The following is a 19,559-nucleotide window of genomic DNA, read 5'->3' on the forward strand; positions in this document are numbered from 1 at the left end:
AATCCGAGTTGCGCGGGTACGCCACCGGCGAGGCCGGGCGGTTCGACGCGGCGCGGGCGGACCGCAGCGGCGTCCCCGAGGCCGTCCTCGCGGCCGGCAAGACGCCCGCGGAAGTCGCGTCGCTTGCGGCCACCGCCTCGAGACGACCGGCCGCGTGATAGCGACGCGCCTCGACGACGAACAGCGACGGACCGTCCACGACCGACTGGCGGAGACAGCCCCGGAAGCGACCGTCGAGGACGACGAACGGGCGCGGACACTGGTCGCGACGGTCCCGTCGTTCGACCCGCCGGAGTTGGACGCCACCGTCGGCGTGGTGACGGGCGGCACCGCCGACGCCGCGGCTGCGGGCGAGGCCACGGTGATCCTCGAAGCGATGGGCGCGACGGTCGAACGGATCGAGGACGTGGGCGTGGCGTCGCTGGTCAGAGTCCTCGATCAGTTGCCGACGCTGCGCGAACAGGACGTCTTGGTCGTCGCCGCCGGGCGGGAGGGTGCGCTCCCGACGGTCGTCGCGGGACTGGTCGACGTACCCGTCATCGGCCTCCCGGTCTCCAGCGGGTACGGCCACGGCGGCGACGGCGAGGCGGCGTTCGCCGGGATGGTCCAGCCTGTACGGCGCTGTCGGTCGTCAACGTCGATGCCGGATTCACCGCGGGAGCACAGGCCGGGCTGATCGCACGACGGCTCGACGATGCACGCGCGTCGACGGACGGGGGGTAATCAATACCCCATTATGTTGGCGCAAGGGTATTTGTACTACGTGGCCAATGGGCGTTACCGGTTGTCACCGGTGGTATCGAATGCCAAAATGCGACCACTGTGGCGCGCACGTCTCCGATCAGTTCGCGCGCGTCTTCGGCGACGAGAAGGGAAGAGTACACGCCTGTCCGGGCTGTTCGGCGAACGCCGGTATCGCCGAAGTGGCCCGCGAACGGGCGCGAGAGGCGTAGCCCGATGACCGAGGGGGACGACCACTTCGTCTATCTCCTCCGCTGTGCCGACGACACTCTGTACACGGGGTACACGACCGACCCACAGCGACGGGTCGCGGAACACGACGCCGGCGAGGGCGCAAAGTACACCCGCGGGCGGACGCCGGTCGAACTCGTCCACGTCGAATCGTTTGCCGAGAAGAGCGCGGCGATGTCCCGGGAGTACGAGATCAAACAGCTCTCACGCGCCGGAAAAGAGCGGCTGATCGACTGATCAGGACATCGGTTCGAGGACGATGTTGCGGGCCTCGTAGTCCTCGAAGTAGGCGCCGTGGCCGCCCATCGTGACACGGCCCTCGTCCTCTACGTACCCGACCAGCCCTATCTCGCCGAAGAAGGAGTTGGTGCTCGGTTCGACGAAGCTCTGTCTGACCGTCGATAGCTGGCCGGTGAGTCGCTCCCACTCCTCGTCCTCCTCGGCGGGGGCCGACCGCACCTCGGCGTCGAAGCCGACGGTGTTGTCCTCCCGGAGGTGTAGCGTCGTGTTCAGCGCCGCGTCCCGGAGGTTGACGCACTCGTAGGGCAGCGTCGGCGGGTCCATAACGTACACCTCCTCGCCCTCGTCCCAGTGCTGGGACATAAACTGGAGGAACGCCATCCCGTAGAGGCGTTCGGTGTCGTACTCCAGTCCGACGACGTCCTCCTCCTCGTCCGCCTCGAGGAGTTGGCCGACGACGCCGCGCTGGTGGTCGACGCTGAGCATCGTGTCCAGTTCCTGGTCCCACGCGCGGACCAGCGTCGCGGTGTCGTCGTAGTCGTAGGTCGCGGCCGTCTCCGCGTCCGCGTAGACACAGAGCGCGATGAACGTCCCGCTCTCGTAACACTGCTTTAGAGAGTCCTCGATGCGCTCGAGCATCTTTGGCTGGGTGGCGATGAGCACCTCGCTCTCGGCCTCCGCAAGCAGGTCACGGAGGCTGCGCACCAACGCGTCGTTCGTGGAGATTTGATCGACTCTCATACGTTCTAATACTGCGACGATTGTGTGATCCCGGATATAAACGTTGTCGTGCCAGTATCGAATCCGGTAGCGGGAAGGGTCGAGCCACCGGACTGTCACGCCGCCCCCGAAAACAACTTCTGATAACGGCGGGTACGATTTATGTTCCGGGCTGTGTAACACCGGGCAATGAGCGCTAGCACAGGGCGGGTCCTGGTCGTCTGTCGGCCGGACAACCGCGACGGCGTCGTCGAGACCATCGAACCGGCGACCGGCGACGTCCCGGTGGAGACAGTGACCTCCGTCCCGGAGGCCGAGACGGTCCTCGACCGGGAGAACGTCGTCTGCGTCGTCTCGTTCGTCGAAGTCCGTGACGACCAGGGGATCGAGTGGGTCAGCGGCATCGACTTCTACGAGCAGGTGACGCGCCGGCGGGAGAACGTCCCGTTCGTCCTCATCTCCGAGACGGGCAACGAGGACGTCGTCGAACGAGCGCTGGACGCCGGCGTCTCGAACCTCGTCCGCCCGTGGCCGGGCGAGCGACCGGAGCGTGACCTCCGGGAGATAACCGAACAGATCGTCAGCCGTCGGCGCATCTACACCACGGTCGAGGCCGTCACCGAGGGGAACTTGGACGTCCGGATCGACGCCGGCGACCTGGAGGGGGACTTCTACGAGATAGCCGTCAGCGTCAACGAGATGATCGACTCCATCCAGTCCGACGTCGACCGCCGGGAGTCGGTGGCACAGGAACTGGACACCTCGATCCGGGAGTTGCGCTCCCGTTCGGAGCAGGTCGCCGAGAGTTCCGAGGGCATCAGCGACGGGACCCGGGACATGACCGGGAAGATCGAGGAAGCAAACAGCGAGGTGTCGACGCTGTCGGCGACCGTCGAGGAGATCGCCTCGACCTCCGATCAGGTCGCGGAGACGAGCAAGGAGGCCGTCGAGGCCGCGGAAGACGGGAAGGGCTCGGCCGAGAACGCGATGGATGCGATGGAGAACATCGACGAGGCGGCCACCGAAGTCGCCGAGGACGTGACCAGCCTCCAACAGCGGGTCGACGAGATCGACGAAATCGTCGAGTTGATCAACGAGATCGCAGACCAGACGAACATCCTCGCGCTCAACGCCAACATCGAGGCCGCCCGCGCCGGCGAGTCGGGCAACGGCTTCGCCGTCGTCGCCAACGAGGTCAAGAACCTCGCCACAGAGGCCCAAGAACACGCAGAAACCATCGAGAAGATGCTCGACGGCGTCCAAGACGACACCGAGACGACCGTCGAGAGCCTCGAACAGGCGACCGACGAGATAGAGACCGGCGTCACCGAAGTCGCGGCGACGATGGACGCCCTCGAAGACATCACCGAACGGGTCGAGGACGCGACCACGGGCATCGAGGAGGTCGCAAGCGCGACCGACGACCAGGCCGCGAGCGCCGAGGAGGTCGCGTCGATGATGGACGAGATAGCCACGATGGCCGAGGACACCGCCGAAGAGATACAGTCCATCGCCAACGCAAACAGCGATCAGGTCGCAGAGATCAGCCAGATAGAGGAGTCGATGCGCCGCCTGACCGAGGACGAACAGCGTGAGGCCCGCCTCGCCGAGGCCGCCGACGACTGAGCGACCGGACCGGTCCCGGACAGTGGGACGTGACGGCATCTTTTTGCTCGCGGGGGGAGGACCCGGACGTATGGAGTACGACGCTGACGCGATCACGTTCGGGACCGACGGGTGGCGAGCGACGCTCGACGTATTCACCGAACCGCGCGTGCGGATGGTGGGACAGGCGGTCGCAACCTACCTCGACGAGGAGAGCGCCGAGGGACCCGTCGTCGTCGGCTACGACGCCCGGGAGAGTTCCCGCGGGTTCGCCGAGGCGCTGGCCCGGACGGTCGCCGCGAACGGACGGGACGTGCTGTTGAACGAGACGGACTGCCCGACGCCGGTCGTCGGCTGGACCGTCCGGGACCGCGATGCCGCCGGCGCGCTGATGGTCACCGCCTCGCACAACCCGCCGAACTACAACGGCGTGAAGTTCATCCCCGAGGGCGGCGCGCCCGGCCTCCCCGCGGTCACCGACCGCCTCGAGGACCTGCTGGCAGAACCCGACCCCGTCCCCGAGGACGAGCAGGGGTCGATCACCGAGACGGACCTCGTCGAGCCGTATCTCGACCACGCGCTCTCGTTCGTCGACACCGACCTCTCGGGGGCTGACAGTGGCCTACGACGCGATGCACGGCAGCGGTCGGGGCGTCACCGACGACCTGCTGGAACGGGCCGGCGCGGACGTGGTGCGACTGCGCTGTGAACTGGACCCCGAGTTCGGCGGCACGCCGCCCGAACCCGAGGCCGAGCGCCTCGAAGCGCTGATCGAGACGGTCGCCGACGGCGAGGCCGACATCGGTATCGCCAACGACGGCGACGCCGACCGGGTCGCCGTGGTCACGCCGGAGGGGGGCTTTCTCGACCCGAGCCTCCAGTACGCGGTGCTGTTCGACCACGTCGCCGGGGAGGACGCCGCCCCCGCGGTCCGCACCGTCTCGACCTCTAGCGTCGTCGACCGCGTCGCCGAGGACCACGGCGCCGAAATCGTCGAGACCGCCGTCGGGTTCAAGTGGGTCGCACAGGCGATGGCCGACCACGACGCCCTGATGGGCGGCGAGGAGTCCGGCGGCTACGGCCTCACCAGCCACCTCCGGAACAAAGACGGCGTGCTGGTCGGCCTGCTCGCGGCCGCCGCCGAGGTCGAGCAGTCCGTCGACGACCGCATCGCCGACATCCGCGACCGTCACGGCCGCATCGTCCAAGACCGGATCAGCGTCGCTTGCCCGGACGAACAGAAAGCGGGCGTCCTCGATGCGCTATCCGGCGATATCCCCGACTCGCTCGCGGGAACAGAGGTCGACAGAGTCAACGACGTCGACGGGTTCAAACTGACGCTGGTCGACGACTCGTGGCTGCTGGTCCGGCCCAGCGGCACCGAACCGAAGCTCCGAGTCTACGCCGAGGGCCCGGACGAGGAGCGCGTCTCGGAGTTGCTCGCGGCCGGCCGGGAACTGGTCGAACCGCTCGTCGAGTAGACCGCCCGCAGCCGGTCGCCTTCCTCCGGGCCGGCCTCGACCGCCCACCCCTGTTGCTCGTAGAACGGCCGCACACCCGGATCGAAGGCCGCCGTCACGCGCTCGAAACGGTCGGTGAGCGCCGACAGCAGCGCCGAGCCGATGCCCTGCCCGCGGCGGCCCGGCCGGACGGCGATAGCGTCGACGTGGACCCCGACCTCGCGCGGGACGCAGACCACGGCCCCGAGTATCCGCCCCTCGCTCTCGGCGACGAACGCCCGGCCGTCGGTCACGGCCGCCGCGGTCCGGTCGGGATCAGTTTCGAGCATCGCGGCGTCGAGGATGGACTCGATCACCTCACTGTCGCTTGGCTCGGCGGGTCTGACGGTCATCGGAACTCGTCGATGCGGTCGAGGAAGTCCTCTATCTCGGGGCGGTCGTACGTCGAGGACCCGCGATGACTCCAGACGATTTCGGGGTCCCCGCGGGCGTCGATCAACACTGCCTCGGGCATTCGTCCGAGGAAGTCACTCCACTTGCCGAGAAACCCGAAGCGCACAGGTTGATCGTAGGTGTCGCCGACGGTGGCCTCCGGGTCGGCCAGAAGCGGGAACGGGAGGTCGTACTGGGCCTGCCACGTCGCGACCTGTTCGGGCGAGTCGGGGACGATGGAGACGACTTCGGTCGCTCGCTCGCGGAAGGCGTCGTAGCGGTCGGCGACCGCCCGGACCTGCTTGCGGCAGTTCGTGCAGTAGTAGTCCCGCTGGAGGAGTACGAGCAGGAAGTCGGTGTCGGCGTCTGCCGCCGCCGTCTCGAAGCTGAACGGGTCGGCGCCGGTGCGACGTTCGGGTAGGTGCCCGCGGGGACGCTCTGGCTCATCGTCTCTCCGTTCGAGTGGGAGCACAAAGAGTCCTCGGCGGTTTCAGCCGCCCCAGTTCCGGGGCTGTCGTGCCGCTCACCCGCCCCAGTTCCGGGGCTGTCGTGCCGCTCACCCGCCTCAGTTCCGCGGCTGTCTTGCCGCTCACCCGCCCTTGACCAACCGGACGACCTGTACGCTGTCGGTCTCGACCGGGCCGTCCTCGGGGACCGGCCGGCCGTCGACCATCACCGACACCTCCTGATAGCTGTACGGCAGGGGGTCCAGCAGGTCGGCGTAGGTGGCGTCGGCGCCCACCTCGACCTCGCGGGTGTCCTCGCCGACCACGTCGACGGTCACGCGCATACCCGACCGTACGCGCGGACCGAAAAGAGGGTGTCGGCCCGCGGACTCGCGGGGTTTATGCACGGCGCGGGCGTGACTCCGGCCATGAGCGAGGCCGACGACGAGTCCCTTGCGGGCCGCGAGGAAGTCTGGATCGAGAAGTACCGGCCCCAGCAACTGTCGGACGTGGCCGGGCACGAGGACATCATGGAGCGGTTGCAAAGTTATGTCGACCGCAACGACCTGAGCCATATGCTGTTCTCGGGTCCGGCAGGGACCGGCAAGTGCGTGACCGGGGAGACGCCGGTCGTGACGAACGACGGTCTGCACCGCATCGAGGACGTCGTCGGCGACGGCGACGGATTCGAGCCCGCGGCGTCGGATCTGGAGGTGCTGTCGCTGACCGACGAGGGGGAGTTCGAGTACGTCACACCGTCACACTGCTACAGCGACGACACCGACATCGGCTACGAGATAACGACCCGCGACGGATCGACCGTGACGACGACGCCCGAACACCGGATGCTCGTCCTGAGCGAGGACGGACTGTCCTGGCGGCAGGCCTTCGAACTCGACGCCGGCGACCGCATCGTCCGTCCGCTCGAAGCGCCGCTGCCGGCTACCGACCGGAAGATAGACTGGATCGAAGCTCTCGACGGCGAGCGGACGCTGGTCACCGTGAGCGAATCCTTTTCCCGGGAGTACGACATCCCACCGGAAGCGCAGTTCGTCGGCCAAAAGAAACAGATCGTCGAAGGCCTCAGGCGAGGGGCGACGGCAGCCGAGGTCGCAGCGGACGTGTCGACGACAGAGAAGTACGCGAAACGGGTAGAGCGCGACGTAGACGAGGAGACACTTGCGGAGCCGAGTACGGTCTGTTCGCTGGCTACCATCCGGGAACTCGACGCGTCGCGAGCGGAACTCCGCAAGCACGTCGAGTCGATACAGCGCGTCGCACCGACGAACAACCGGCGTTCGTCACCGATCACGCCGGTCTGGGAAACGACGCCGGAACTGGGGGCGTTCCTCGGACTGGCACTGAGCGAAGCGCGGATCGAGAACGGTCGGATCAAGTTCTACAACACCGACGACGACCTGCTGGACCGGTTCGAGCAATACTCCCGGGAGCTGTTCGGGCTGGAGCCCAAGCGCGGGTGCCAGAAGGATGTCCCGTACGTGGCCGTCAACACGCGAACGCTGACGACGTTCCTCGAATCGTGTTTCGACGTGTTCGACGACGGGGACGCTATCGCCGGTCGGTTGCTCCGGGCGGACGACCGGACCCGGGCCGCGTTCCTCCGGGCGATGTTCGACGCGGAGGCGTACGTCTCCGACAGCGGGATACTCGAACTGTCACAGAAAGACGGCGACCTGATCACGCTGCTGTCGTACCTCCTTGCCGGGTTCGGAATCCCGAGTCGGCGAGCGGCCGAACGGAAGTGCGCAACGAACGGGAGCGGTATCGAGCGGGAGTACCACACGCTGAAGGTGTCGGGTGCCGCGCATCTCGCCACGTTCGAGGACGAGGTCGGGTTCACTATCGATCACAAAGCCGAACGGCTGTCGTCCCACGCCGACACCGACGGCAACCCGAACCACGACACGATGCCGGTGCAGGCGACCGTCGACGAACTGTGTGCGCGCACGAACCTGCAGAAGTCGGCGCTCGTCCCCGATACGTTGAACCCCGAAACGCCGGGGCGTGAGCGGTACCAAACGGCTCTCGGAGCCGTCGTCGACAGCGCCTCCGCACGGCTGGAGGCCGCACAGGAGGTCCGTGAGACCATCGATTCTCTCCGGCCACAGCTTCGGGCAGCGGCAGGGATCCCGGTACAGTGGGACCGATCACGCGCTGTACTCACCGAATCACCAACACAGGAAACCGTCGCCGAACGGACGGGCGTCAGCGCGTACCGCCTCGGCGAGTACGGGGCCGGTGACCGGTCGCCACGCGCCGGACGAACTGTCGAGTTGCTCGGCGAACTCGATGGGGGGCCGAACGTCGACCTCGACGCGGTCCAGCGTACCCTCGCCGATGCGGTCGACTCGCTCGGCGTCGAGTACACTACCCTCGCCGATGGGACGGAACTCCGGGGCACGGACATCGGCAACCTCCTGACGAACGACGACTGGTCGCTGCGGTCGTTACCCCGGTTCCAGACCGTCGCACGACAGGTTGAATCGGCGGCCACGGAGATACTCTCGACGCGGACCGTCGAACTTCTCACTGTCCTCGATACGCTCGCGGAGGCCGACCTCTACGTCGACGAGGTCGAGACGGTCGAACGGGTCAGCGGAGAGAGAGCGGTGTACGACCTGACCGTCCCACGATACCACAACTACGTCGGCGGGACGGTGCCGACCGTGATGCACAACACGACCTCGGCCATGGCCATCGCCAAGGAGCTGTACGGCGACGACTGGGAGGAGAACTTCCTCGAACTCAACGCCTCGGACCAGCGCGGTATCGACGTGGTCCGGGACCGTGTCAAGAGCTTCGCCCGCACTTCCTTCGGCGGCTACGAGTACCGGATTATATTCCTTGATGAGGCAGACGCGTTGTGCGTGCCTCCGGGAACCGAAGTCGTCACCGGGTATCCGTCCTCACCAGAGGTGAAGCCGATAGAAGAAGTCGACGAAGACGGGGAACCGATCCCATCCGTGGACTTCGAGACCAACGAGATCCAATCGGACAAGGGGCATCTAGTTGAATCGGGTGTCGCCGACTTCTTCGAACTCGAACTGGCGGACGGGCGGTCCGTTCTCGCGAGTCTCTCGCACCCGTTCTTCGTCGTCGGGGAAGACGGAACACTCGTGGAAAAAGAACTACGAGAGTTGTCACCGGGAGACGAGATAGCGGACTTCAAAGACGACATCGGCGTCTCACAGTGTGAAATCTGCGAGGACTGGACGGCGGGACGGTTCTGCTCCCTCGAATGCAAGAACGACGGGCATAGCCGCGATATGCAGGGGGAAGGGAATCCGATGCACGGAACCGAATGGTCGGACGAACGCCGGGAGAAGATCGTGGCGAAACTCGCCGATGGACGGCTCGAAGGGGAAGATAATCCGAACTACGGCGGCGACTTCCACGGTGTCTCGGTGTGGGAGATGGACGAGGAGACTATCGACGAGTTCCGTGAGAAAATAAGCGACCAGCGGTCTGGCACCACGTGGGACGAGTGGGTCGTCGATGCTGATCCCGAAGCGGTCAAAGAACAGATCGGGCAGGCCAGCGCGGAGTGGTGGGAGAGTATAGACGAGGACGAAAAAGAGAGAGTGATACAGAAGGCTACCGAACGCTGTGATTATCCAGTCTGTGATATAACAGGCGACAACAACCCGATGCGCGATCCGGAGGTGGCACAGAAGGTTTCCGAGGCACTGCAGGGTCACGAACCGACAGGAGGGAATATCAGGCACAGTGACGAACTGGGCCATCTCGTCCGTTCGGATTGGGAGTACGAGGTCGGGAAGACGTTACAAGAGGCTGGGATCGAATACGAGTACGAACCCGAGTTCGAGTTGTCGGATTCGGTGTTCCACCCCGACTTCCTCGTCGACGATACCGTTATCGAAGTCAAAGGATCCGCCAAGTTGTGGGGACAGACGGAGAAAGTGAACGAGTTCCTAGAGACCTACGGTGACGACTATCGGTTCATCGTCGTCGGGGACAGCGAACTCCCACACCACGAACACTACGACAGAGACGAGTTCGAGGCATCAGTCGTCGCCGACGGCGGACTCCAGCGCGTAGAGACCGTCGAAGTGAGTAGTATAGAGTACAGCCACCGTGGGGAAGCATACAACATCAGTATGGACGGAACACCGAACTTTATGCTGGCTAACGGTGTGCTGACTCACAATACGTCAGACGCCCAATCTGCACTCCGGCGGACGATGGAACAGTTCTCGAACAACGTCCGCTTTATTCTCTCGTGTAACTACTCCAGTCAGATCATCGACCCCATCCAATCGCGGTGTGCGGTGTTCCGGTTCTCGCCGCTGAGCGACGACGCCGTCGAGTCACAGGTCCGGCGCATCGCGTCGGCCGAGGGCATCGAGGTGACCGACGACGGCGTCGACGCTCTCGTCTACATCGCCGGCGGGGACATGCGGAAGGCGATCAACGGGTTGCAGGCCGCCTCCGTCTCGGGAGCGGTCGTCGACGAGGAGACGGTGTTCGAGATAACGTCGACGGCCCGGCCCGAGGACATCCGGGAGATGATCCAGCGGGCCATCGACGGGGACTTCACCGCCGCCCAGTCCGAGCTAGACCGTCTGCTAACCGAGGAAGGTATCGCCGGCGGGGACGTACTCGACCAGCTCCACCGCTCGGTGTGGGAGTTCGATCTGGACGACGCGGCGGCGGTGCGGGTGCTGGACCGCGTGGGCGAGGCCGACTACCGGATCACCGAGGGTGCGAGCGAGCGCATCCAACTGGAGGCGCTCTTGGCGTCGCTGGCGCTGGAGGAGTAGCGGAGCGATCGGAACGCGTATTGTCACGGCAGCGATGAGTGCCGACAAGAGCCAGTATGAGTTCCTACGACCCACCCGAGAAAGAGGAAACCGGGTCGAGTCAGGACCCAGGGGTCAAAGAGAAAGAGATCACCGAGGAGCGCGAGTTCAGGAGCACTCTGGCGGGGCTGAGTCGATCGGACTTTATCCTCTACGGGGCGGCGCTAGGGCTGCCAGCAGGTGGGTTGACCATTCTCCTGATGACGTACCTCTTTCCGGGGTTCGAGGACACCGCGGCCGAGTGGCTCCGGTGGCTCTGGGATCTACTCCCGGTTTGAGGTGGGTCCGGCGGGACCTCGGTTGCCCGACTAGGAAACCGTTTTATTCCTCCTCGCGGATACACCGGATATGGCGTCCGCTACCGGGAGTAACCGTCGTTGGCGTGGTCGACCGGCAGCGGACAGTCTCGCGGCCGCCGCCGGGTGGACGTAATCCGCCCGCCGGGGCCGGCGATGCTCCCTCCGCTTCTCGGCGCGACCGTCTCCGAATCGACCTGACTGCTACTGATGACACCACACGACCACGACGACACGACCGAGGAATCGCCCACCGAAGACCTGCGCACCGACGGCGGAACCGTCGACGACGTCGCCCTCGACCCGTGGGGGTCGGCGACCGTCGACGACTACCGGAAGCTATTCGAGCAGTTCGGCATCGAGTCCTTCGACGAACTGCTGGCCGAAGTGCCCGACCCACACTACCTGATGCGCCGCGGCGTCATCTTCGGCCATCGGGACTACCGGCCCGTCGCCGAGGCGATGCGAAACGACGAGCCGTTTGCGGCGCTGTCGGGGTTTATGCCGACGGGCGACCCCCACATCGGCCACAAGCTCGTCTTCGACGAGATAATCTGGCACCAACAGCAGGGCGGGGACGCCTACGGTCTGATAGCCGACCTCGAGGCCCACAGCGCCCGCGGGCTCTCCTGGGACGAGATAGACGAGCACGCGCGGGACTACATCCTCTCGCTGCTGGCGCTGGGGTTCGACCCTGAGGAAGGCCAGCTCTACCGCCAGTCGGACAACCGGGAGCTACAGGACTTGGGCTTCGAGTTGGGCGCGAAGGCGAACTTCTCGGAGTTGCAAGCCATCTACGACTTCGATGGCGAGACGGACGTCAGCCACATGCAGAGTGTCGTCACCCAGATGGCCGACATCCTCTACCCGCAACTAGAGGAACCGAAGCCGACAGTCATCCCCGTCGGCCCGGACCAAGATCCGCACATGCGACTGGCGCGGGACCTGGCCGCGCGGATGCGGTACTTCAAGGTCACCTCGGCGTACGCGAGTTTCGAGGTTGACCCGGCCGAGCGGGCGGTCATCGCCGAGGCCTACGAGACGCTCGCCGAGCGCCACCCCGAGGAGACCGTCCGGTGTGCGGACGCCGCCCGCTACCTCGAAAACGAGCGGGACCCGGACGCGACGGACCTGAACGCGACGACGGCCGACTCGGCGATTATGCTGCTGAAAGAGGCCGGGAAAGAGCCGCTACGGCCTCGGACGCGGTTTCTCGACCGCAACGCGACCGACGCGCCTTCGACGCCCTGATCGAGGCCATCGACGGCGAGAAGCGCGTCTACGACGCCCACGTCGACGCTTTCGACCTCTCCCAGCCCGAGGCCGAGGCGCTGGCCCGCGAGGTCGAACTCGACCACGGCGGATACGGCTTCCTGCCGCCGTCGTCTATCTACCACCGGTTTATGACCGGACTCACCGGCGGGAAGATGTCCTCCTCGATTCCGGCCAGCCACATCTCGCTTTTGGACGACCCCGCGGAGGGCTACGACAAGGTCAAGGCGGCGACGACCGGTGGCCGGGAGACGGCCGAGGAACAGCGGGAACTCGGCGGCGAGGCCGACGAGTGCCCCGTCTACGAGTTGTACGCCTACCTGCTTTCGGGCGACGACGACGAGTTCGCCACGGAGGTCTACGAGGAGTGCGTCGGCGGCGAGCGGCTCTGTGGCGGCTGTAAGGAGCAGGCCGCCGAACTGATGGAGCAGTTCCTCGAAGACCACCAGGAGAAACGCGAGGAGTGGGCGGACCGACTGGAGGAACTCGACATCGACTTCGACACCGACCGGCGGTGACGGGTCGAACCTGAAGTGTTATTTTCGACGGGTGTGTCTCCGAACCTATGGATCGTGAGTGGGCGACGGTCGCCCTCGCCGTCGCGGGAGTGCTGTTGGTAGTCGCGTCGGTTGGGACGTCGCCGCCGAACGAACTCGTCCACGATACGGATCCCAACTGGAACGTCGACAGCGAGGCGGAGGCCGAGCGGTACAGTTACGCCGTCTACCACGAGGAGAACCTCTCGGACCGGGCCAAGGCGCTGTACCGAGCGGCGCTAGAGAGCGACGACGGGTACACGACCGCGGTTGGCGACGGTGCACCAGAGTTCGAGTACCCGCGGGTCGACGTCGGGCCGGACGGGTTCGGAGACGGGTCGACGGTGCTCGTCGTCCGGTCCGAGAACAGTTCCCTCCCGCCGGCGGACGAACCGCCGGGAGACGGGCGGTTCGACGCGATGACGACCCGCGAGCGGGTTCCGCCCGTCGGGTCGGGGGCGCATCTCCCGCAGTTGCTCTCGCTGGGCGGCGGCCTGTTCCTGCTCGTGACGGCGGGATACCGCCGTTTCGCACCGGCGTGAGTCAGTTGTACGTCTCGCGTTCGGCGACGACCAGACGTGTGTCCCCGCTCTCGACGGCGAGCGTCGTCGACCCGTCCGAGCGGTCGGTGACGGCGGTCAGCGGGCCCAGCGACGCGGTGCCGTTGACCTCGGGGACGGCCGCGGTTGCGACGGTCTCGTCGTTCCGGGAGAGCCGGACCTCGAAGCCGTCAGTCGTGGCGGCGACGGTGACGTTGTGGCCGTCGATGCGACCGTCGGCGCGGCGCGGGTCGGCGCGGAACGAGCGGGTCCGGTCGTCCTCGACGACGAGGTCGACGGCGTAGACGGAGTCGTTGCCGGCGACCGACCAGCCGGTTCGGTTGGCTTCGACCGTCTCGCGCCAGCCGAGGCCGCCGACGGTGACCGTCGCGTTGCCCTGATAGGACAGTGTCGACTCGCGCGCGCCCAGCGTCCACATACTCCGTTGCTCGCTGACGACAGCGACGCCGGCGACGGTCTGGTTCGTCTCGATGTCGCCGAGCAGCGCGAACTGCTGGCCGCTGGAGAGGTTCTCGCCGTAGGTGAGGGTGTAGTCCTCGACGGTGACCTCGCCGGTGTCCGTGACCGACGCGTCGTCGACAGTGATCGGTCCGTACAACAGCGCAGGGGACGCGACGAGCAACGCCCCGACCAGCACGGCACCGATAGCGGTGCCGCGGGTCGAGAGCGACGTGGTCGCCCAGCGGCGGTCGGCGAGCGGGTAGATACCCGGAACCACCAACGGGAGGATAGCGACGGTTATGGCGGCGAAAGAGATGGCCGACGCGTCGCCGACAACAGTTAAGAGGAGCAACAGGAGGCCGTACAGGCCGGTGACCAGTAGCAGCCACCCGGCGCTGAGGAGCCAGCGGCTAGGCGTGACCGAGAGGTACGGGATGTCCTCGCGCCCGGACGCGGCGACGGTGACGACGACGGCGAGGAGCGCGACGAGCGAGACGCCGGCACCGCGGTAGAGGACCCACACGTCGCTCTGGGCCGGGAACGCGATGAGCCACAGCGACTGGACCAACCCGACCAGCAGCGTCGCGCCGAGGACGGCGAGCGGCGAGGGGCGGCGGCCGCGGGCGGCCAGCAGGGAGGCCCCGGCGGCGACCCCGAGCAGGAACCCGAGCATGTGGGCCTGAAAGGCGATACTGGCCCAACTGGGCGGCCCGGGAGCGCCGGAGGAGATGGTCCCCCGGACGACCGGAGCAGTGAACGCGTCCAGCAACGTTCCGAGGGCGGCGGTGACGACGACGGCGACGACGCCGGCACGAGGCCGCGTCACGAGGACGAACCCGACGAGGCCGAACACCGCGCCGGAGAACCCCAGCGCGGGACCGAAGGAAAACAGCGCCGTCAGGACGGCGACGGCGAACATCGCCGCGGGCGGGACGACGAGGGCGCGGACGACGGGCCGGTCGCGGAGACGAGTCCCGCCGGTGAGCATCGACCCGTCGTCGCGGCGGGCCGGCGGGTAGTGCCCCCAAGCGTATTCGGCGACGGCGGCGAACACCACCGTCGCGGTCATATTCCCGACGATGTGGCTCGGCGACCCGTGAGCGATACCGGAGGTGAGGATGCCGAACGGGTAGAAGTACGACCACGAGACGAACGGGAACGTCAGCGGGTCGCTCCACGAGGAGAGTCCGCCCTGTGCGAAGAGATAGAACGTCACGACGACGGCAGTTGTGAGAGCGGTTCCCCACGGGACGCCGTAATAAAACCGGTCCTCGGTGGCCAAACGCCACCAGTCGAGAGCGTCCCAGTACCACGCGAACGCGGCGACGACGAGGAGGGCGAGGGTCAGGGCGACGAGAGTCGGTGTTGACATTTCACGTATTGTACCCTACCCGCGGGTACTCAAGAAAGGTTCGGTGACACCGAAAACGCGGCCGCCCTCACGCGGGTACCCAACCGCAGATGGAACACTCTGTCGCGCCCCCGTCGTGGAGTCCCCCGCAGTCGGGACACTGCTTTTTGTTGTAGTTCTGTTCCCATCCCACCGACTCGGTCTCGTGACCACGCTGGGTCAGGAACTCGTCGAAGATGTCGTCCCCGCTCGGTGCTGACGCCATACGTGCTATGGTATGGCACACCAGTATATAGTATTACTGGTTGTTGCGACGATAGGTCGGGGCATAGACGGAGCCGTGGCTGTCTCCCAGTGGAACGGACGAGCAACTGGCGTCGCTCACGATGGATCGGTCGATATCAGACGAGTCCTGTCGCTACGGATGTGGCGTCGAAAGCAAAGGTGGGGTGGGTGGGGGTGGGGGTCATGGCACCGGTGGGCCGGCGCCACTAACAGGTAGTTCAGGAGGCCACGGTATTAAGAGTTGTGCTCAAATTATCGAATTCGATAATATCTATTACTCGCAAAATTACTGGGCCGGTAACGACATCGCCGCTGCTACAAAACGAGTATCACTCGAAGGGTGATGTGGGGAAGTTGGGGGTGGGGTGGGGGTATGGCACCAGTAAATCGGTGCCAGTACCTGTATAAATGACCCGGAGCATATTAAATGCTTTGGCTAGAATTATCTATTCTGATTTTTGAAGGGCCATACCGAGATTCTTTATATACTACGTGTCGAGCTGTTTCCGCATCCGGACGAAGTCCAGTTCGGTCCCGTCGATGGTCCGCGAGCAGGGTTCGACCCGTTCGTACCCGACCGTCTCGTAGAACGGGACGGCGTTCAGGGAGACGACGGCCGACAGCGCCGTGCAGCCGGCGACGGCGGCGCTCATCTCCAGGTGGCTCAGGAGCCGCGTGGCGATACCCGTCCGCGCCCAGAACGGCCGGACGAACAGCGCGTCGACGGTCCCCGCCTCGGCGTTGAGAACCCCGTAGCCGACGATCGTCCCGCCGTCGTCGGCGACCAACACTTGGAAGGCGTCGGCGCCGAGCGCGTCCCGGAACGCCGTCTCCGCGGCGTCGTCGGGCGACCACGCCGCCTGTTCGGTCGGCGTGTACGTCGAGGCGGCGAGTTCGCCGATGGCCGTCTGTTTGACCTCGACGATGGCCGCCGCGTCGTCGGCGTCGGCGGTCCCAACAGGGCGTTCCCGGACGACCCGCCGTTCGCGCACCTCGTCGGCTCCGTCCAGGGGACCGTCTTCGGCTCCGGGGGGTCACCGCAGTCCCACGCCATCGACCGCGTGCGGTTCGTCGACTCGGTCGCCGCGTGCAACGTCTGTTACGACGCGTCGATATTCGAGCGCCACCGCTTCGACGACGAGGTGAACGTCGGCGAGGACGCCGAGTTTCACTTCCGACTGGCCGAAGCGGGCTACCGCTTCGTCTTCGACCCCGCTACCGCCGTCTCCCATCACCTCCCGTCGACGTTCCGCGCCTACCGGGCCAAGAGCCGGTCGTACGGCTACGCGATGGCGCGCATCCAGCGCCGGCACCGACGGGTCGTCCGCTGGTACGCCGCGCTGCCGTCGCTGGCCATCGGCGGCGGCCTCCTCGCCGGCCTCGCCGACCTCCGGGCGCGGCGGTTGCGGTACGTGCCGCTGTTGGTCGCGGGCTTTTTGCTCACGACGGGGTACGCCGCGGCGCAGGTGTATCGGGACAAGCGGACGCCGCTCGCCGCTCTCGTTCCGCTGTTGCTCGGGGTGCAGTACCTCTACTACGGTGTCGGCTTCGTCGAAGGTACTGTCGCGCCCGACGGCCCGACGGCGGTCAGACGGCCCGCGGACGCGGGCGCTGCGGACTCCCGAGGGGACTAGCCCCGGTAGATACCGATTGCCCAGTGGTGGTCGCCGAAGACCTGATAGCCGGCGCCGATGGTGCCGTCGACGGCACAGAGGTAGCCCGACCCGTCGTACCAGGGGTCGACGGTGTGCATCGCGCCGGAGTTCCACCCCAGTCCGCCGGTCGGTTCGAGCACCGGCGACCCCTGTTGTTCTCGGTCCGCGTACGCCTCGGGCGAGAGCGTCGTGACGGCGTACGCGCGGACTCGCTCACCGTACCGGTCGGCGGTGTCCTGCAGGAAGACGACGATTCGGTCCTCGAAGACCAGCGGTCGCCCGGCCGGGCGGGCCGCGATACGGCGGTCCGCGACGACGGGGTTCCCGGCGTGTGGCTCCCACTCGGCTTCGAGCGTGTCGCTGTGGTAGGCATAGAGGTCCCGGCCGTCGCCGGCCAGCGCCCACCACCGACCGTCCCAGCGGAACGGCGCGAAGTCGTGGACGTCCGTCGCCGGTTGGACGAGGTCCGCGACTGGCTCCCACTGGTGGGGGAACGACTCTGCGCGGTACAGCGTCACGCCGGCGACGCCGCGGGTCTTCGCCCAGCGGTCGGGGACCAGATAGTACTCGCCGTCCCACCGGAACACGTACGGAAACGAGAGGTGTTCGTCCGTCTCTACGACGACGCGGTCGTAGGTCCACTCGTAGCCGTCGTCGCTCGTGGCGTGGGCGATGGCCGCCGTCGGCTCTCGCTGGTGGTTGTACACCTCGAAGAAGAGGTGCCACGTGTCGCCGTCGGGCAACAGGAACGGGTCGGCGACGCAGTCGGCGTTCCCGAAGTCGGTCACGTCCGCCGCGGTGAGGACGGGGTTCGTGAGGCCGGCGGCGGGCGTGAGCCGGGACGGTGCTCGCGGCGCGTCAGTGGGCCACTGCGGGACCGTTCCGCCGGCGTACCGGTCGCCGATATCGACGGGAGTGCGTCGCCCCGGCGTCGGGTCCTCCGGCCGGCGGTGGAGCAGCTCGCCGGTGTGCCACGCGGTCCGCTCGACGGCTCGAATCCCGGAGAGAAAGCCCCTGATGCGCTCGGTCCGCCCCCGTCTGCGATACGGATGCGGTGTCGGTGGCCGGGGCGGTGACGCTGTCATACTGCGTTCTCCACCCCGGGCGATGATAAATACCGACGGTCAGAACCCGGTGCCGGCGGTACCAAGCGCCCGCAGGCCGCCGGTCGACCCCTCGCTGTGCGTGACGGTCACGTCGTTGGGACTCCCGCCGTAGAACGACGGCTGGGCCGGGTCGACGGGATAGGAGAGGTTGACGACGTTCTCGGTCAGCGACGCCGCCGCGCCCAACTCGAAGTAGGGGCCCAGACGCTTGCGGTTCGGGCCGCGGCCGTTGTAGCTGTCGTAACCGAGTTCGTAGGCGTACTCGGCGGTCCCGGTCACCTGCTTGACCGAGCCGATTGTCGCGCCGCCCCACCCGCGAAGGCGGACGATGGCCGGCGGGTCCGTCGGGTTGGTGGTCGGTTCCCAGTGGACGTTGCCGAACTGGATCACGCTGTCCCACGTCTGGTCGATGGCGACGCCCGTCGACCCGCCCATCGTGAGGTAGTCGACGGTCTGGGTGCCGCCCCGGGAGAAGAACACCGTGGTGTTCTGGCCGCTCGCTTCGGCGCTCGGGTAGGCGGCGATGGTCCCGAACCAGTTCGCCGGCCCGTACCACGACCGGAACTCGAAGAGGCCGTCTTGGCCGCCCGCGTCGCACTCGTAGATGGTGATCTGGTCGTGGCGACACTGGAAGGGGCCGACGCCCTCCTCGACCCGGTAGACGGAGTTGTTCCAGCCCCAGAGGACCATCCGCCCGACGTAGAGGTCTTGGGTGTCGCCGTCGGTGTGGTGAAGCGCGACGCCGGACGCTCCGGTCCCGCCGGGGCCGTTGAGCGCGAAGTTGTCGAGGAACACGCGACTGATTCCGCCGCGGGCGAAGACGATGCCGTCGGCCGGTTGGCCGGTGATAGATACCTTCGTCACGTCCGGGCCGAACCCGACGATGCCGGTGTTGCTGTACGGTCGGATCGGACCGGTCTCGGAGATGGTGGTCGGCGGGAGGCGGACGACGCCGCCGCCGTTGTCGGCCAACAGGTCCAGTCCGTCCTGTACTGGCGTGTCCGTCGTCGACGGGTCGATCACTTCGGGGGTCGACAAGCCGACCGATAGCGCGACGAGGTTCCCCTCGACGAGGGCGGTGTTGACTCCGTCGGTGGTCTCCGTAGTGGAGTCGGCCCCGATGGTCCCGAGTTCCTGCCACGTACCGCCGTCGCCGATGGAGACGGTGCCGGTGTCGGTGGCGAGGAACTTCGCGCCGGACTTTGCGGCGTAGTCGCCCCTGTTGGCGGCGACGTCGCGCACCTCGACGTCGGTGTCGATGCGTTCGAAATTGCGGTTCAGCGGTTCGTGCCAGTCGAGCGTTCCCGCCGACGGCGTCTCGTATTGGTGGTTATCTGTCAT

The 19,559-nt window shown here is 66.6% G+C and carries 16 protein-coding genes and 3 pseudogenes; 10 read left to right on the forward strand and 9 right to left on the reverse strand.

All coding sequences use genetic code 11. The features are described 5' to 3' along the window. From larB to GJ629_RS04625, 3 genes and pseudogenes are all read left to right on the forward strand, one after another. Positions 1-723, forward strand: a pseudogene (larB, locus tag GJ629_RS04620) (nickel pincer cofactor biosynthesis protein LarB); the annotation flags it as partial. Between the two features lie 80 nt (positions 724-803). Next, a complete protein-coding gene (locus tag GJ629_RS16035) occupies positions 804-953 on the forward strand; it encodes a hypothetical protein (RefSeq protein ID WP_197428424.1) in 150 nt (49 codons plus the stop codon). A 4-nt stretch (positions 954-957) separates the two neighbouring features. Then, entirely contained in the window at positions 958-1,209 is a 252-nt protein-coding gene (locus GJ629_RS04625) for a GIY-YIG nuclease family protein (RefSeq protein ID WP_157511960.1), read from the forward strand. Here GJ629_RS04625 and GJ629_RS04630 read toward each other — a convergent pair whose 3' ends face one another. Next, the gene (locus GJ629_RS04630) at positions 1,210-1,953 is read right to left on the reverse strand and encodes a TrmB family transcriptional regulator sugar-binding domain-containing protein (protein ID WP_157511961.1); all 744 of its coding nucleotides are present in this window, start codon (positions 1,951-1,953) and stop codon (positions 1,210-1,212) included. Between the two features lie 168 nt (positions 1,954-2,121). On the opposite strand from GJ629_RS04630, the gene GJ629_RS16845 reads away from it, so the two are divergent. Together GJ629_RS16845 and GJ629_RS04640 are read left to right on the forward strand one after the other, a co-directional pair. Beyond that, positions 2,122-3,558 carry a methyl-accepting chemotaxis protein gene (locus GJ629_RS16845; RefSeq protein WP_231754490.1) on the forward strand — a complete coding sequence of 479 codons (1,437 nt, stop codon included), beginning with the start codon at positions 2,122-2,124 and terminating at the stop codon, positions 3,556-3,558. A 70-nt stretch (positions 3,559-3,628) separates the two neighbouring features. Further along, positions 3,629-5,018: pseudogene (locus GJ629_RS04640) on the forward strand (phosphoglucomutase/phosphomannomutase family protein). Here GJ629_RS04640 and GJ629_RS04645 read toward each other — a convergent pair. The 3 genes from GJ629_RS04645 to GJ629_RS04655 all read right to left on the reverse strand — a co-directional run bounded on the left by GJ629_RS04645 (position 4,937) and on the right by GJ629_RS04655 (position 6,219). Next, positions 4,937-5,389: a GNAT family N-acetyltransferase gene (locus GJ629_RS04645; protein WP_157511962.1), complete on the reverse strand. Its 453-nt coding sequence runs from the start codon at positions 5,387-5,389 to the stop codon at positions 4,937-4,939. The pseudogene GJ629_RS04640 and the gene GJ629_RS04645 overlap by 82 nt on opposite strands. Next, positions 5,386-5,901 (reverse strand): redoxin domain-containing protein, encoded by a 516-nt coding sequence (locus GJ629_RS04650; RefSeq protein ID WP_197428426.1) that lies wholly within the window; start codon positions 5,899-5,901, stop codon positions 5,386-5,388. The genes GJ629_RS04645 and GJ629_RS04650 overlap by 4 nt, the downstream gene beginning before the upstream one ends. A 117-nt stretch (positions 5,902-6,018) precedes the next feature. Next, the gene (locus GJ629_RS04655) at positions 6,019-6,219 is read right to left on the reverse strand and encodes a ubiquitin-like small modifier protein 2 (protein ID WP_157511963.1); all 201 of its coding nucleotides are present in this window, start codon (positions 6,217-6,219) and stop codon (positions 6,019-6,021) included. 84 nt (positions 6,220-6,303) lie between these two features. Here GJ629_RS04655 and GJ629_RS17895 point away from each other — a divergent pair, with 84 nt between their 5' ends. The 4 genes and pseudogenes from GJ629_RS17895 (at position 6,304) to GJ629_RS04675 (ending at position 13,362) form a co-directional block, all read left to right on the forward strand. Continuing rightward, positions 6,304-10,677, forward strand: a complete 4,374-nt coding sequence (locus tag GJ629_RS17895; RefSeq protein ID WP_197428428.1) for an LAGLIDADG family homing endonuclease — start codon at positions 6,304-6,306, stop codon at positions 10,675-10,677. 56 nt (positions 10,678-10,733) lie between these two features. Then, positions 10,734-10,994 (forward strand): hypothetical protein, encoded by a 261-nt coding sequence (locus tag GJ629_RS04665; protein WP_157511964.1) that lies wholly within the window; start codon positions 10,734-10,736, stop codon positions 10,992-10,994. Between the two features lie 228 nt (positions 10,995-11,222). Beyond that, positions 11,223-12,802 (forward strand): annotated as a pseudogene (locus GJ629_RS04670) (tryptophan--tRNA ligase). A gap of 47 nt (positions 12,803-12,849) precedes the next feature. Further along, positions 12,850-13,362: a hypothetical protein gene (locus GJ629_RS04675; RefSeq protein ID WP_157511965.1), complete on the forward strand. Its 513-nt coding sequence runs from the start codon at positions 12,850-12,852 to the stop codon at positions 13,360-13,362. A 1-nt stretch (position 13,363) separates the two neighbouring features. On the opposite strand, the gene GJ629_RS04680 is transcribed toward GJ629_RS04675, so the two are convergent. From GJ629_RS04680 to GJ629_RS16875, 3 genes are all read right to left on the reverse strand, one after another. After that, entirely contained in the window at positions 13,364-15,193 is a 1,830-nt protein-coding gene (locus tag GJ629_RS04680) for a rhomboid family intramembrane serine protease (RefSeq protein ID WP_157511966.1), read from the reverse strand. Between the two features lie 67 nt (positions 15,194-15,260). Continuing rightward, entirely contained in the window at positions 15,261-15,437 is a 177-nt protein-coding gene (locus GJ629_RS16040) for an HVO_0416 family zinc finger protein (RefSeq protein WP_197428429.1), read from the reverse strand. Positions 15,438-15,945: 508 nt separating this feature from the next. Then, positions 15,946-16,449 carry a GNAT family N-acetyltransferase gene (locus GJ629_RS16875; RefSeq protein WP_370515789.1) on the reverse strand — a complete coding sequence of 168 codons (504 nt, stop codon included), beginning with the start codon at positions 16,447-16,449 and terminating at the stop codon, positions 15,946-15,948. Between the two features lie 69 nt (positions 16,450-16,518). Between GJ629_RS16875 and GJ629_RS04690 the strand changes: the two genes are divergently transcribed. Beyond that, positions 16,519-17,091 carry a glycosyltransferase family 2 protein gene (locus GJ629_RS04690; RefSeq protein ID WP_370515790.1) on the forward strand — a complete coding sequence of 191 codons (573 nt, stop codon included), beginning with the start codon at positions 16,519-16,521 and terminating at the stop codon, positions 17,089-17,091. Here the strand turns inward: GJ629_RS04690 and GJ629_RS04695 are convergent. Both GJ629_RS04695 and GJ629_RS04700 read right to left on the reverse strand, forming a co-directional pair. Continuing rightward, positions 17,088-18,197, reverse strand: coding sequence for a hypothetical protein (locus GJ629_RS04695; RefSeq protein ID WP_197428431.1), 1,110 nt, complete (start codon positions 18,195-18,197; stop codon positions 17,088-17,090). The two genes, GJ629_RS04690 and GJ629_RS04695, sit on opposite strands and share 4 nt — an antisense overlap. A 39-nt stretch (positions 18,198-18,236) precedes the next feature. Beyond that, positions 18,237-19,559, reverse strand: a complete 1,323-nt coding sequence (locus GJ629_RS04700) for a hypothetical protein (RefSeq protein WP_157511969.1) — start codon at positions 19,557-19,559, stop codon at positions 18,237-18,239.

Source organism: Halapricum sp. CBA1109 (assembly GCF_009741825.1).
In the GTDB taxonomy this organism is placed as follows: Archaea; Halobacteriota; Halobacteria; order Halobacteriales; family Haloarculaceae; genus Halapricum.

Coding starts and splice junctions, on each gene's coding strand:
- GJ629_RS16035 (WP_197428424.1), top strand. CDS start 804: ATGCCAAAATGCGACCACTGTGGCGCGCACGTCTCCGATCAGTTCGCG.
- GJ629_RS04625 (WP_157511960.1), top strand. CDS start 958: ATGACCGAGGGGGACGACCACTTCGTCTATCTCCTCCGCTGTGCCGAC.
- GJ629_RS04630 (WP_157511961.1), bottom strand. CDS start 1,953: ATGAGAGTCGATCAAATCTCCACGAACGACGCGTTGGTGCGCAGCCTC.
- GJ629_RS16845 (WP_231754490.1), top strand. CDS start 2,122: ATGAGCGCTAGCACAGGGCGGGTCCTGGTCGTCTGTCGGCCGGACAAC.
- GJ629_RS04645 (WP_157511962.1), bottom strand. CDS start 5,389: ATGACCGTCAGACCCGCCGAGCCAAGCGACAGTGAGGTGATCGAGTCC.
- GJ629_RS04655 (WP_157511963.1), bottom strand. CDS start 6,219: ATGCGCGTGACCGTCGACGTGGTCGGCGAGGACACCCGCGAGGTCGAG.
- GJ629_RS17895 (WP_197428428.1), top strand. CDS start 6,304: ATGAGCGAGGCCGACGACGAGTCCCTTGCGGGCCGCGAGGAAGTCTGG.
- GJ629_RS04665 (WP_157511964.1), top strand. CDS start 10,734: ATGAGTTCCTACGACCCACCCGAGAAAGAGGAAACCGGGTCGAGTCAG.
- GJ629_RS04675 (WP_157511965.1), top strand. CDS start 12,850: ATGGATCGTGAGTGGGCGACGGTCGCCCTCGCCGTCGCGGGAGTGCTG.
- GJ629_RS04680 (WP_157511966.1), bottom strand. CDS start 15,193: ATGTCAACACCGACTCTCGTCGCCCTGACCCTCGCCCTCCTCGTCGTC.
- GJ629_RS16040 (WP_197428429.1), bottom strand. CDS start 15,437: ATGGCGTCAGCACCGAGCGGGGACGACATCTTCGACGAGTTCCTGACC.
- GJ629_RS04695 (WP_197428431.1), bottom strand. CDS start 18,197: ATGACAGCGTCACCGCCCCGGCCACCGACACCGCATCCGTATCGCAGA.
- GJ629_RS04700 (WP_157511969.1), bottom strand. CDS start 19,559: ATGACAGATAACCACCAATACGAGACGCCGTCGGCGGGAACGCTCGAC.